Raw genomic sequence first — 12,206 nt, 5'->3', positions numbered from 1 at the left:
CTCGTTAGAAGTGTCAGACCTTGCCTAATTGCCGGCGGCTAGGCTACGAAGTGCCGTTCATTTTTTGCGCGTCAGGATTATTGCTCCCTGCTGTCTTAACGCGGACAGCAGGGGCGAAACGCGAGGAATATTGATCCCTCATTTTTCCAGTTTCACATCCTCAAGACGGAAATTTGAGGTAGGCAATACTTCAAAGCCTTTTACATTGTTGCGGGCCGCCCAAGCGGTTGCAGGATGATAGAGGAAAATATATGGCGCTCCGTCATGCAGAATACTGATCATTTCTTTAAACATTGCGCCGCGTTTTTCACCATCGACGGTCTTACGTTCTTCCGTGTAAAGTTCATTGAGCCGATCGTTCTTCCACTGGGTGTGGTAAGCGTTGGCGCGTTCCGGGTTAACGGCTACAAACCCAATGATTTGATCGGGATCAATCGTGTCAGATGTCGTGTAAGACACCGACATGTCGTAATTGCCTGCTTTGGTTGTTTCCCATTGCGTGCCGCCCTCAAGCATCTGAACTTTAAGCTTCACACCAATTTGTTGCAGCATTGCTTGAAGCGCAATGGCCGCGTTTCGGCTGGTTGCAGCGCCTGAATCAACAACAAGCTGTGCTTCAAAACCACTTGCATAACCTGCATCCGTCAAAAGCGCTTTGGCTTTGGCAAGGTCATAGGGATAAGGAGCAAGGTTCGGATCGGCATAGGCCATGACAGGCATGGCCGATGCAGCGGGTTTGCCAGCCCCATAAAGCACACCCTGTACCAGTGCGTTCTTGTCGATCGCATAGTTGAGGGCCTGACGCACACGTTCATCATCAAAAGGTTTGCGTGTCGTGTTGAGCTGTACGAAGTCGGCGCGATAAGGGATAGTCTGGCCAACACTGATACCCTCCTTATTGCCAAGCTCCTTTAATTGATTAACCGGTGGATCCAGCGCCACATCAACTTCGCCTGCCTCAAGTTTGATGGCGCGCGCTGAAGGTTCCGTGACGACGTCAAGACGTGCCTCCTCAACAAAAGGTTTGCCCTGCTGCCAGTAATGTGGATTTTTAGCCAGTTCCACTTTCGAGCCCCGTACCCAGGATTTCAGCATGAAAGGACCTGAGCCAACCGGCGTATCGAAGAAAGTTGCTCCTTTGGCTTCCACCTGTGCCTTTGGCAAAATAGCAGCCGCAAATAGCCCTAGATTGTTGAAGGCCGGTGTGAAGGGTTCGGCGAGCTTCATCGTGATTTCACGGGGGCCGACAATTTCAAAACCAGTAATCGGGCGATAAAATCGGCCCCAACCGGATTCTTTCGAGGCCGCACGCTCAATAGAAAATTTGACGTCTTCAGCAGTTACTGGAGTGCCGTCAGAAAACTTTGCTTCTCGCAACTTAAAGTTCAGCGTCAACCCATCTGGTGAAACAGTCCAGCTTTCCGCAAGGCCTGGTTCGAGCTTCTCGCCTGTTTTATCCGGACGAACGAGCGTGTCAAAAATAAGCAGCTGGGTCCAGATCGAACCATTATCGCTGGTTGCAATCGGATCGAGTGTAATGGGATCAAAACCGATTGCGACACGCAGTGGATCAGCTTGTGCCGTGAAGGCGGAAAGCGAAAAAACAGACGCAAGGAAAAAGCCCTTTAGGCTGATCTTGAAAAGCATGAGAGTGCTCCTACACCATTTGCTTGCACTAAAGCGGCGTCCCCTTATTTTTATAGCCGCCGCTTCGTTACTGAAGAAATTAGACAACAACCACATGTAAGGATAATAATAAATCAGCTACCTCTTATTAATAGGCTGATAATGGATTTACGCGAGCTGGAACTGTTTGGAACGCTTATGCGTGTCGGGACGACGATAGAAACCGCCCGTTTACTAGGAATATCTCAGCCCAGTGTCAGCGGACAATTGAAACGCCTGGAGAGCAGACTAGGCTTCTCTCTGTTTCATCGGACCGGTAATCGGCTTGAGCCTACGCGCGAGGCAAATGAGCTTTTTGCGCTCTCCATGCCGATTTTTTCGACGCATACCCTCGTGCGCTCTGAACTATCGACATTACGCCATCGCGCGTCACGGCCAGTCGCAGTTTCGGCAACACCAGCGCTCGTCGAGAGTTTTATTGGGCCCGTTCTGTTGAAAGCTGGTTATCATAACTGGAAACAGCGCCTGCTTTTAAGGGTTCACACACCTGAGGAGGACTTACGCAAAGAGGAAGCTGACATCGGTTTACAAATGGCTTTACCACCAAAGGCCGAGTTTCATTCCTATATCGTGGGGCAGACACAGTTGGTGGCGGTTCTGCAGTCTGACCATCCGCTGGCTACGTCAAAATCGCTTAGCTGCTCCATTCTCGCGAAAAATCCACTTGTTTGTTATAATGCCGATTGGTCACCCATGGGGGGCACTATTCGCAATGCTTTTGCCGCTCAAGGGTTAAATTATGACCCAGTTTGTGTCGTGCCTTTCTGTGGGACAGTATGCAGCCTAGTGCGCGCATGTGGCGGAGTTGGTATAGTGGATGCCATGACCGCGAAAGACTACGCGATGCAGGGTCTGGTTTCAGTGCCAATTTCCGATCTGCCGCCGGTCTCAATAATCGCCTTTCATCGACGAAACGAGCCATTACGAGCATCTGTCCAAGATTTCCTGACAGCACTGCGCCACCGGCCGTAATATCCTCCAATCAGCCAGCACGACCGCACATCATCACCAATTATCAGCGTTGATGGCAATCATGAGTACGGACGCCAAGACAAGCGAATTATCGCGTATCTTCATGCTTCAAATAAACGGAAGTCCGTTGAAAAATGTATTCAGAACGTCTTTATAGGGGAGATCGTGTAATTAAGTACGAGTTTCTTATCATACCAGAATTTTCAACCACGGGTCTCGGCAAGTCGCGAAATGGTGAAAAAGAATTATCAAAGACAAGATCCAGCCCTCTTGCGTCGCCTGCTGAGGTCTAAGGACAGAATGGATGCTGCATCGCATGAGTCATGGTCCGTTCGACGATTAGCACAGGTAAGCGGTGTCTCAGAGGCTCACTTCGCCCGCGCGTTCAAGACGGCGTTTGGGGTGCCACCGCATCGCTATCTTCTTTCCCGCCGGATCGAGCGCGCGAAGGCAATGCTGCGGGATACCGAAGAGCCGGTAACCGAAATAGCGTTTCAGACTGGCTGGGCAAGCCTAGGCACATTCGGTCGCGTTTTCCACGACATCACAGGTGAAAACCCCTCCGAACACCGCAGCAGCGAAAGAGCGGGCACGCCCCCACTCAATCGTGTGCCACACTGCTTCGTCAGTGCGGCTCAACGTCCCGACCTCACAATAGCAGTTTCGGAGAAGCGGCGACAGGATAAGGCTGCTAAACGCGGTCTATGACAAACAGGAGAGCAGTCATGGACAGAGCAATTACAAATCAAGCAATAGCGGTGGCGGGCATTTATGTACGCGACCAGGAAGAGGCGCTCGATTTTTATGTCGGGAAACTAGGATTTACAATTCACACTGATGCAAAAAGCGGGGACTATCGTTGGTTGACAGTTCAGCTTCCAGACCAGCCCGGCTTCCAACTCGGGTTGTTCCGGCCGCAACCGCCCACAGTAAACGGCGCAACTTCAGATCTGCTTGACGAGATCGTCGCTAAGGGTGCAATGCCGCCGCTGGTGATGGTGGTCGATGATTGTCGCGCCGCGCATGAAATTTTGACGGCAAAAGGCGTCGAATTCACCCAGGAGCCCATTAGCCGCTTCGGCGGCGTCGACGCAAGCTTTCGCGACCCATCTGGTAATGGCTGGAAATTGTTGGAAGCGCGGTGATGACCATCGAATTCACCGTTGACGATGGTGATACTCCCCAGGTGTCAGCCCAGTTACGCGGCGAAACATCGCAATGAACGCACTGACATTACTATAACCGAGATCCAAAGCGACAGTGGTGACCCCAAGGCCATCGGCGAGCATCGTGACCGCCTTTAGCGTGCGTGCTCGCTGTCGCCAGGCGACAATACCCAAGCCGGTTTCAGCTTGAAAGCGCCGCGCCAACGTACGTGGGGAAATCCCTCCCCACCTCGCCAAATCTTCGACTGATCGCGTGTCTGCGAGATCGGCCAATATCGCGTCGGCTATCCGTCGAAGACGCGGGTCGGTTGGATTGGAAAGCCCTAAGGGCTCCTCGACCAGATCGCCAATTTCGTCAATTACAATTCTCCCTAACCGCTTCTGTTTTTCCGTCCGAGGCTTTTCATTCCAAAACGCCACTCGGTGAACAAGTTCCTTCAACAGGGTTGTGACACGCAGTGTTTGAGGTGTTGAACGCAATTTTTTACAATCAGGTTCGCTGACATATACACTCCATCCTCTGAACGGCCCATGAGAGCACACCGCATGCGAGATGTTAGGTGGGATCCAGATTGCATGTGAGGTAGGCACGACCCACCAACCGAGCGGCGTGCTGATTGACAACATGCCCGCAAGACTGCCGATGAGTTGCCCTTGCGAATGTGAGTGCAATAATGTGGTGCGCGGCTGCTCCTCCTGCCATTCTATCGCCCGGATATTATCTGGCTGCGTGACGCTTGCGACATCGGCAAGAGTGAGATGAGGTTCCGACATGGCAATTCCACGGTATATTTTGGCAAAGACAAGGTAGTTTCGACTTCCTTGATGAGCAAGAATGGATTTCATGGAACAAAAATTCAATAATTTTGAAATTCTCGCTCACAACGCCTCTGCCTGGGATCATCAGGCTCGACAGGGCAGCCCCTGGTCTCAACCGGTAAGCCAACATGTCATCGCGGCTGCAAAGCAAGGCGTCTGGCAAATATACCTCACTCCGCAGCCATTGCCTTCCGATTGGCTTGGTGACGTGAAAGGCAAGAAAGTGCTCTGCCTGGCATCCGCCGGTGGTCAGCAGGCACCGGTGCTCGCTGCAGCGGGTGCAGAAGTAACCGTTTTTGACCTGTCGGAGGAGCAGTTAAACAAGGATGCGATCGTTGCTCGCCGCGATGATCTGTCGATCGCGATCGTGCATGGCGACATGTGTGACCTCTCGTCTCTCCCCACCGGTGCTTTCGACTACATCCTGCATCCGATATCGAACCAGTATGTGCAGGATATCAAACCAGTCTGGCATCAATGCCGCCGTGTATTGCGCACGGGGGGCGCGCTGATGAGCAGTTTCTTTAATCCTGCGATTTTTATCGCCGACCGCACTCACTCCACCGATGACAATGATCTCATTCGTCTACGCTTTCCAACACCCTATTCCGACCTCACTGACTTAAGCCCGCGTGAGCTGAATGAGAAAATAAGACGGAAAGAGCCAATTATTTTCGGGCACGACTTACAGTCTCAGATCGGTGCGCAACTCGCCGCCGGCTTCATGATGACGCACTTTTTCGAGGAACGGCATCCCGATCCGAGATTTAAGATCGAGCGATACCTTCCCAGCTTCATAGCGACAAGAAGTATTAGTATTTGATGAACGACTGTATTGCCATTATTGGTCAACTCTTCAGACAGGCATCGTACAGCGGAGTACCGACGTACTGACGAAGTATGATGTGCCCGACCACCGCCATCAAGTCCCATTCCCGACAAGAACCAGGCTCAGGGACGGACGCCACGCATCTCTTATTCCGCTGGCGATAGCATTGTTAAGCTATCGGGGTCTGATTTGCAGGCGTTTCTCTTTTTCAGATTAGCGCTGTACCGGGATAATGAATCTACATACCATCTTTTTCGCCAATGAACGACCACAACCACTTGAACAATTGGCCGAAGTCATTCGCCATTCTCCCAAAATCTGCGATCATCATCGTTATTTGGTGATACGCGTATACACCTGAAAATGCGAGGATTAGCAGAACGATATAGGGCCATATAGAAGGCGACCTACGATGTGGAAGCGGCTTATCGCCTCGATCTGGTGGATTCTTTCCCAAAGAAACCTCCTACGACACTACTGGAATACTCTTCCACTCGCGATTCCACCAAAAAGCTTGCCCCACTATATCGTTGAGGATGCAGCATTCAACAACCTTTTGGGCAGACCAAAACGCAACAGCGCTGATACTGTAGCGAAGAAAGCTAAATAGAAAGCCCGCCCCTGACTTCTACTAATTAGGAGGTACCAGCGGTGCCGATTGCAAATAAGAAACACCGCGGACCGCCATCCCTAACATTCGCTCTCCGCTTTGAAGGATCACGAACGGATAAACTCGCTTTCCCATCGCCATACGTTCGTCTGACGATGAAACGTCTAAAACTGCTTTCTTCGCAGACCGACACGCCCTTTAAGCCACTCCGGCTTTTCCACGGTCTTCGAATATTCCATGTCCGCCAATACAAAATCAAGCACTTCTTGCGGCAGATCGACAGCCCGTGGAACTTCGTTCGCTCTACTCACGTGCATCAAAAGCTGCTCGCAGAGCGCTAATGTTTCTCCATTCGCGTTGAACAGCCGCATAAACACATGCATACGTTTGTAGTCAGCATCCAGGATAGACACTTCAACGTTTAACGCTTCGTTGATATGGCATTCTTTCAAATAACCGATACGACTGTCTAAGGTATAGAGCGTGGCATCCGTCGCCTCACGATATGCTGTATCAACGCCAATTCGCTCCATATAAGCGGTGGCGGCGTGCGAAAATACGATGCCATAGGCGTAATCCGCCATATGGCCGTTATAGTCAATCCATTCGTTTGCTACGCGAGTGCCGTAGATGAGCTTTCCAATTGTCATTGCTTTCTGCCTCGCTCGAACCGAGCATAAAACTCGCCTACGATGCCTCTACGGAAGAGCAGAACGCAGGCCATGAAGATGACACCAGTGACGATTGTCACGGGGAAGTCCGAGGTTGCGAGATAGTTCTGAAGAGCGACTACGAAGGCTGCGCCGACGATAGGGCCGATCAGTGTACCGATGCCGCCAAGCAGCGTCATCAGGATCACTTCGCCCGACATCTGCCAGCCCACATCGGTGAGTGTTGCAAACTGGAAGACAAGTGCCTTCATGCCGCCTGCAAGGCCTGCAAGCGCTGCCGACATGACAAAGGCTGCAAGCTTGTAGTGATTGACGGAATAGCCCAGCGATACGGCGCGGTTTTCGTTTTCGCGGACTGATTTGAGGATCATGCCGAAAGGCGAATTGATGATGCGCCAGATCGCAAAGACCCCGATCACAAACACAGCCAGCACAAAATAATACATATTCATCGGCTGATTAAGGTCGATGAAGCCAAAGAGATAGCCGCGTGGCACACCCTGAAGACCATCTTCGCCGTGTGTAAAGGCCGCTTGCAGACAGAAGAAGAAGAACATCTGCGCAAGCGCAAGCGTGATCATCGTTGAATAGATGCCCTGACGACGGATGGCGAGATAGCCGATGATCAGGCCGAGTAATGCCGCGGCCAGCACGCCAAGCAGGATGCCGATTTCGGGCGTTACACCCCATTCCTTGACCGCATGAGCCGTCACATAGGCAGCACCGCCAAAGAAGGCTGCATGGCCAAATGATAGAATGCCGGTATAGCCGAGCAGCAGATTGAATGCGGAGGCAAAGAGCGCAAAGCACAGCATCTTCATCAGGAAGATCGGGTAGACCATGAAGGGTGCTACGATCAATCCAGCCACCGCAATCGCCAGAACGACCGCCGAAAGGCTGTTGAGGGCTGGCGCTTTTGCCTGATGGTTTGCCGCCGTTGCTTTGAGAACAGTATCAGTCATATCAGGCCTCCTTCCCGAACAGTCCGGCGGGTCGCACCAGAAGGACGATAGCCATGATAACGAAGATGACGATGCTGGAAGCTTCGGGATAGAACACCTTGGTCAAACCTTCTGCCAGCCCCAGCACATAGCCGGTGATGATGGCGCCAAGGATCGAACCCATTCCGCCGACCACGACCACGGCAAAGACCACGATGATGATGTTTGACCCCATCAGCGGGCTGACCTGATAGATGGGAGCCGCCAGAATTCCGGCAAAGCCAGCGAGAGCTGCACCGAGCGCATAAGTGAAGGTGAGCAGCAGTGGCACATTGATGCCGAAGGCTTTGACCAGTGTCGGGTTTTCGGTTGCGGCGCGTAAGTAAGCGCCAAGCTTGGTCTTCTCGATCAGCAGCCATGTGCCGATACAGATGACGAGTGACGCCACCACCACCCATGCGCGATAGTTGGGCAGGAACATGAAGCCGAGATTATTGCCGCCTGCAAGTGATGGCGGGACGGCATAGGGTTGACCGGCAGCACCATAATAATAGCGGAAAGTGCCTTCGATCACGAGCGCCAGACCAAAAGTGAACAGCAGGCCATAGAGCGGATCAAGATTATAGAGCCTTGAAAGTGCAACGCGCTCGATGATGGCACCGCCCAGACCCACGATCAGTGGAGCGAGAATAAGCGCTGGCCAATAGCCGATGCCAAGGCCGCTTAACAGCAGGTAGCCAACAAATGCGCCGAGCATATATTGCGCGCCATGGGCAAAATTGATGATGCGCAAAAGCCCGAAGATGATGGCGAGGCCGAGGCTAAGCATGGCGTAGAAAGAGCCATTGATGAGGCCTACGAGCAACTGCCCAAGAAGCGCTTGCAAAGGTATTCCAAAAATCATTGTCATTGATTCAAACCCCCAGAGCTTGCGTGAGCGATGCCATCCGTGCTGGCAGCTCGGCGGTTGGGAAGTTTTCCGTCACCACACCATGATCCATCAGATAAAAGCGGTCCGCGACTTTGGCTGCAAAGCGGAAGTTCTGCTCGACCAGCAACACAGTCATGCCGCGCTTTTTAAGTTCCACCAGCACATCACCGATGCGCTGGATGATGACGGGTGCAAGCCCCTCAGTTGGCTCATCAAGCAGCAGAACTTTGACGCCGGTGCGCAGGATGCGGGCAATCGCCAGCATCTGCTGTTCGCCACCCGAAAGCTTGGTGCCGGGGCTGTTGCGGCGCTCATAGAGATTGGGGAAGAGCTCGTAAATCTCGTCGAGTGACATGGCTCCGCTGCCCTTGCCGACGACGGGTGGCAGCAGCAGATTTTCATGCACGTTGAGCGTCGCAAAAATTCCGCGTTCTTCCGGCACGAAGCCAAGGCCCGTGCGCGCTATGCGATGCAGCGGCACGCGCAGAATATCTTTGCCATCAAGCGTGATGGTTCCAGTGCGCTTGCGGATAATGCCCATGATCGCGCGCAGCGTTGTGGTCTTTCCGACGCCATTGCGACCCAAAAGCGTGATGGTTTCACCGGGCCAGATATCGAGATCGACGCCGTGCAGCGCATGGCTTTCGCCATACCAGGCATTAAGCCCGCGCACTGAGAGCAGGGGTTGGCCTCTATTCATGTTCAGTTCCCATATAAGCGGTGCGGACGCGCTCGTCTTGTGCGACGGTGGCATAATTGCCCGATGCGAGGATTTCGCCGCGTTGCAGCACCGTGACGTGATGGGCGATGTCGGCCACCACTTTGAGATTGTGTTCGACCATCAGCACCGCACGATCTTTTGCTACATCGGTGATGAGGGCGGCAATGATGTGCACGTCTTCGTGCCCCATGCCTGCCATTGGCTCATCAAGCAGCAGAACTTTCGGATCGAGTGCCAGTGTGGTGGCGATTTCAAGCGCGCGCTTGCGGCCATAGGAAAGATCGGCGGCCAGCGCATGGCGGGCATCGCTAAGGCCCACGCGCTCAAGAAGATCAATCGCTTTTGCGTCGAGCTGATCCAGTGCAGACAGCGAACGCCAGAACTGCGTTGCGAGACCATTTGGGCGTTGAAGCGCGACCTTCACGTTTTCCAGCACCGTCAGATGCGGGAAGGTTGCGGAAATCTGGAACGAGCGCACCAGACCCATCCGCGCCACCTTGGCAGGGTTGGTTTTGGTGATGTTTTCGCCAAGAAGCGTAATCTCGCCGCTTGTCGGCTGGAGGAATTTGGTGAGCAGGTTGAAAACGGTCGTCTTGCCTGCACCATTTGGCCCGATCAGGGCATGAACGCGGGCGTGCTCTACATCAAGATCGACATTCTTCACCGCATGAAAGCCGCCAAAAGATTTGCCTAGCCCACGAGCAGAAAGAACAATCCTCGACGGCTCTGCTTCTCGCAGAGCCGTAGTATTTTGAGTTGCTGTGTTCATGCCATCAGCCTCTTACTGCGTGACCAGAGGACAGCCGCCCTTATCGAGTTGACGGAATGCTTCGTCGCCCGGAATGGTGCGAAGCACCTTGTAGTAATCCCACGGCCCCTTGGATTCCTCTGGCGACTTGACTTGAACAAGATACATGTCGTGCACCATTCGGCCGTCAGCTCGCAGCTTGGCATTGCGGGCGAAGAAATCGTTGATATCCATCGTGCGCATCTTGTCGAGCACCGCTTTACCACTTGTCGATTTTGCCGCCTCAGAGGCCTTTAGGTAATTCATAACGACTGAGTAAACTCCGGCATGTACCATTGTCGGCATTTTGCCGTTCATGCGTTCGCCAAATCGCTTCGACCAGTTGCGTGTCTGGTCATCATAATCCCAGTAAAAGCCAGTCGTCAGTGTCAGGCCTTTTGCAGTCTCGAGGCCGACGCTGTGGACGTCCGAGAGAAAGAGCAACATACCCGCAATCTTCTGCCCGCCCTCAGTAACGCCATATTCACTGGCCTGCTTGAGAGCGGTCATCGTATCGCCCGAAGAGTTTGCGAGCGCAATCACATCAGCGCCTGAAGCTTGGGCCTGAAGCAGAAAAGAAGAAAAGTCAGTGGTTTCGCGCGGATGACGAACCGAGCCCACCACCTCCCCGCCACTTGCCTTGACTGCTTCTGCGGTATCTCGCTCAAGGGCATGACCGAACGTATAGTCGACCGTAATAAAGTACCATTTCTTACCGCCCTCCTGCGTCATGGCGCGTCCAGTGCCATTAGCCAGAGAATAAGTGTCCCAGGTCCATTGCGCCGTTGTCGGAGAACAAGCTTTCCCCGTCAGATCCGAGGAGCCCGCAGTAGATGCAAGAAATGCCACATCCTTGTTGCGTGTTATTTCCTGGACGGCCATCGCAACCGACGATGTTGGCACGTCGATAATGGCTTTTACGTTCTTCTCATCAATCCAGCTGCGCGCCAGAGTGGAACCGATATCCGGCTTATTTTGATGGTCGCCAACGATGATTTCAATCGGCTCGCCATTCAACTTGCCCCCAAAATCCTCTACTGCCATCTTAGCGGCAACGACTGAGCCGTCCCCCGCAAGGTCGAAGTTCATACCGGACATATCGGTCAGTACGCCCAGTCGAACGGGCTCCGCTAAAGCTGGGCTCGCAAGCATCATTGCGGCAAGCGCACCAATGAGCATCCTTGAATTCATAATCATGGTTTTCCTCCTCCCAAAGTAATAACGGTGTTAACCCGACTGGCTGTTGCTTTCCGCAATCAACCTCGCCAGATAAAACTGATCTGCTTCATAAGGCGCAGCCCAGTTGCCGCGGTGTTGCTGATCAATAGCCCTTTTTGTCATCCGCAAAGCCAACGGCGAGCATTCAGCGATTGTCTGCGCAAAAATTTTTGCGGCGTCGACCGCACCGCCCAATGGAGCAACCTTGTCGCAAAGACCCATATTGAGCGCGTCATGCTCGCCAATCCGCTCATTGGCAAAAAGCACACGCTTCGCGCGTGTCGGGCCTATAAGCGATGACAACAAGGGAAGTCCGCCCCAGCCCAGTGTCATGCCCAGTCGGACTTCTGGAAACTGAAAGAAGGCACCCTGAGCCATAACGCGAAAATCTGCGGCAAGGGCCAGAATTCCGCCACCACCCACAGCTGGCCCTTCGACAGCTGCAATTGTGATTTGCGGTAACAAACGCCAACGATCACACATGACGCCACCGAGCGACATAGCCCGATGACGAGATGTAGCATCGGCATCATTGCGCCATAGATTATCGTCCTTAAGATCTACTCCACCTGAAAAACGGCTTTCAGTGCCGGTAATGATAACGACCTGGACGCTATCGTCGGCCGATAAACCATCCGCCGCTCGTATGAGCTCATTAATCGATTCTTCATTGAGAGCGTTGGCCTTGCCGCCACGATCATAGCGCACCACCGCAATGGCTCCCTCGCTTTTGATATCGACTATGGCCATTTCCCTCATCCTTGATGTTTTCGCTTTGACATACTACCGAGTATGTTGCATATTCCGAATGGGTTTGCAACTGGCCTCTTTTGAGGTTTAGTTCCGGCCAGGGTA

The 12,206-nt window shown here is 53.0% G+C and carries 13 protein-coding genes; 4 read left to right on the top strand and 9 right to left on the bottom strand.

Annotated features, from left to right (window positions below):
• Positions 1-138: 138 nt before the first annotated feature.
• Entirely contained in the window at positions 139-1,647 is a 1,509-nt protein-coding gene (locus KMS41_24530; protein QWK81660.1) for an ABC transporter substrate-binding protein, read from the bottom strand.
• Positions 1,648-1,788: 141 nt separating this feature from the next.
• On the opposite strand from KMS41_24530, the gene KMS41_24525 reads away from it, so the two are divergent.
• From KMS41_24525 to KMS41_24515, 3 genes are all read left to right on the top strand, one after another.
• A complete protein-coding gene (locus KMS41_24525) occupies positions 1,789-2,658 on the top strand; it encodes a LysR family transcriptional regulator (GenBank protein ID QWK81659.1) in 870 nt (289 codons plus the stop codon).
• A 231-nt stretch (positions 2,659-2,889) separates the two neighbouring features.
• Positions 2,890-3,366, top strand: coding sequence for a helix-turn-helix transcriptional regulator (locus KMS41_24520; GenBank protein QWK81658.1), 477 nt, complete (start codon positions 2,890-2,892; stop codon positions 3,364-3,366).
• 17 nt (positions 3,367-3,383) lie between these two features.
• Positions 3,384-3,803 (top strand): VOC family protein, encoded by a 420-nt coding sequence (locus KMS41_24515; GenBank protein ID QWK81657.1) that lies wholly within the window; start codon positions 3,384-3,386, stop codon positions 3,801-3,803.
• Positions 3,804-3,815: 12 nt separating this feature from the next.
• Here KMS41_24515 and KMS41_24510 read toward each other — a convergent pair whose 3' ends face one another.
• Entirely contained in the window at positions 3,816-4,670 is an 855-nt protein-coding gene (locus tag KMS41_24510; GenBank protein QWK81656.1) for a helix-turn-helix transcriptional regulator, read from the bottom strand.
• Between KMS41_24510 and KMS41_24505 the strand changes: the two genes are divergently transcribed.
• The gene (locus KMS41_24505; GenBank protein ID QWK81655.1) at positions 4,660-5,466 is read left to right on the top strand and encodes a class I SAM-dependent methyltransferase; all 807 of its coding nucleotides are present in this window, start codon (positions 4,660-4,662) and stop codon (positions 5,464-5,466) included. The two genes, KMS41_24510 and KMS41_24505, sit on opposite strands and share 11 nt — an antisense overlap.
• A gap of 780 nt (positions 5,467-6,246) precedes the next feature.
• On the opposite strand, the gene KMS41_24500 is transcribed toward KMS41_24505, so the two are convergent.
• From KMS41_24500 to KMS41_24470, 7 genes are read right to left on the bottom strand one after another with little or no spacing between them, the layout of a single operon-like run.
• Positions 6,247-6,732, bottom strand: a complete 486-nt coding sequence (locus tag KMS41_24500) for a thioesterase family protein (protein QWK81654.1) — start codon at positions 6,730-6,732, stop codon at positions 6,247-6,249.
• Entirely contained in the window at positions 6,729-7,715 is a 987-nt protein-coding gene (locus KMS41_24495) for a branched-chain amino acid ABC transporter permease (GenBank protein QWK81653.1), read from the bottom strand. The genes KMS41_24500 and KMS41_24495 overlap by 4 nt, the downstream gene beginning before the upstream one ends.
• A 1-nt stretch (position 7,716) precedes the next feature.
• Positions 7,717-8,604, bottom strand: a complete 888-nt coding sequence (locus KMS41_24490) for a branched-chain amino acid ABC transporter permease (protein ID QWK81652.1) — start codon at positions 8,602-8,604, stop codon at positions 7,717-7,719.
• 4 nt (positions 8,605-8,608) lie between these two features.
• On the bottom strand, positions 8,609-9,325 hold the full coding sequence (locus KMS41_24485; protein QWK81651.1) for an ABC transporter ATP-binding protein: 717 nt from the start codon (positions 9,323-9,325) through the stop codon (positions 8,609-8,611).
• Complete coding sequence (locus KMS41_24480) at positions 9,318-10,115, bottom strand: ABC transporter ATP-binding protein (protein QWK81650.1); 798 nt, start codon at positions 10,113-10,115, stop codon at positions 9,318-9,320. Before KMS41_24480 ends, KMS41_24485 begins: the two co-directional genes overlap by 8 nt.
• A 12-nt stretch (positions 10,116-10,127) precedes the next feature.
• Positions 10,128-11,330, bottom strand: coding sequence for an ABC transporter substrate-binding protein (locus tag KMS41_24475; protein ID QWK81649.1), 1,203 nt, complete (start codon positions 11,328-11,330; stop codon positions 10,128-10,130).
• Between the two features lie 30 nt (positions 11,331-11,360).
• A complete protein-coding gene (locus KMS41_24470) occupies positions 11,361-12,101 on the bottom strand; it encodes an enoyl-CoA hydratase/isomerase family protein (protein ID QWK81648.1) in 741 nt (246 codons plus the stop codon).
• Positions 12,102-12,206: the final 105 nt, after the last annotated feature.

The organism is Ochrobactrum sp. BTU1, assembly GCA_018798825.1.
Taxonomy (GTDB): Bacteria; Pseudomonadota; Alphaproteobacteria; order Rhizobiales; family Rhizobiaceae; genus Brucella.
Note: the sequence above shows the minus strand (reverse complement) of the source record. Positions and strands in the feature narration are given on the sequence as shown.

Bases quoted from the DNA above. Each gene is read 5' to 3' on its own strand.
- KMS41_24530 (QWK81660.1), bottom strand. From the start codon at position 1,647: ATGCTTTTCAAGATCAGCCTAAAGGGCTTTTTCCTTGCGTCTGTTTTT.
- KMS41_24525 (QWK81659.1), top strand. From the start codon at position 1,789: ATGGATTTACGCGAGCTGGAACTGTTTGGAACGCTTATGCGTGTCGGG.
- KMS41_24520 (QWK81658.1), top strand. From the start codon at position 2,890: ATGGTGAAAAAGAATTATCAAAGACAAGATCCAGCCCTCTTGCGTCGC.
- KMS41_24515 (QWK81657.1), top strand. From the start codon at position 3,384: ATGGACAGAGCAATTACAAATCAAGCAATAGCGGTGGCGGGCATTTAT.
- KMS41_24505 (QWK81655.1), top strand. From the start codon at position 4,660: ATGGATTTCATGGAACAAAAATTCAATAATTTTGAAATTCTCGCTCAC.
- KMS41_24510 (QWK81656.1), bottom strand. From the start codon at position 4,670: ATGAAATCCATTCTTGCTCATCAAGGAAGTCGAAACTACCTTGTCTTT.
- KMS41_24500 (QWK81654.1), bottom strand. From the start codon at position 6,732: ATGACAATTGGAAAGCTCATCTACGGCACTCGCGTAGCAAACGAATGG.
- KMS41_24495 (QWK81653.1), bottom strand. From the start codon at position 7,715: ATGACTGATACTGTTCTCAAAGCAACGGCGGCAAACCATCAGGCAAAA.
- KMS41_24490 (QWK81652.1), bottom strand. From the start codon at position 8,604: ATGACAATGATTTTTGGAATACCTTTGCAAGCGCTTCTTGGGCAGTTG.
- KMS41_24485 (QWK81651.1), bottom strand. From the start codon at position 9,325: ATGAATAGAGGCCAACCCCTGCTCTCAGTGCGCGGGCTTAATGCCTGG.
- KMS41_24480 (QWK81650.1), bottom strand. From the start codon at position 10,115: ATGAACACAGCAACTCAAAATACTACGGCTCTGCGAGAAGCAGAGCCG.
- KMS41_24475 (QWK81649.1), bottom strand. From the start codon at position 11,330: ATGATTATGAATTCAAGGATGCTCATTGGTGCGCTTGCCGCAATGATG.
- KMS41_24470 (QWK81648.1), bottom strand. From the start codon at position 12,101: ATGGCCATAGTCGATATCAAAAGCGAGGGAGCCATTGCGGTGGTGCGC.